The sequence below is a fragment of the Hymenobacter terrenus genome (assembly GCF_000972495.1).
GTDB classification, from domain to species: domain Bacteria; phylum Bacteroidota; class Bacteroidia; order Cytophagales; family Hymenobacteraceae; genus Hymenobacter; species Hymenobacter terrenus.
In genome coordinates, this window is record NZ_LATM01000174.1 from 1 (window position 1) to 319 (window position 319).

1 protein-coding gene is annotated in these 319 nt (G+C 53.9%); it reads right to left on the minus strand.

Annotated features, from left to right (window positions below):
- Positions 1–77 precede the first annotated feature (77 nt).
- The coding region (locus WX88_RS29265; protein ID WP_156176515.1) for an integrase core domain-containing protein at positions 78–319 on the minus strand (242 nt) is incomplete at its 5' end.

Sequence of the window (319 nt, forward strand, 5' to 3'; positions counted from 1 at the left end):
TCTCGTCCTGAAATAAGTTGACCGTTGTCCGATCCTGGAAAAAAGTTGTCAGTTTTTCGGTGATAGCCGATGACGCGTTAGTATTCCTGAGGGAAGGTTGTCACAGTTGCCAAATGGGGCTCGTTACAGTCATCTTTGGGTGGGGCCACTTTGCGGGTCGGGTATACTTTCGGCTTCCAGAGTTGCTGCAATGGTTCGGTACTGGCGTGGGCCGCGGCCGGTGTTAAGTACCGGCAGCTCATGTGAGGACGCAGGTGGTTGTAGTTGCGGATACTCGCTTCGACTGCCCGTTGCGCTTCCTCAAAGGTGTTGAAGACCC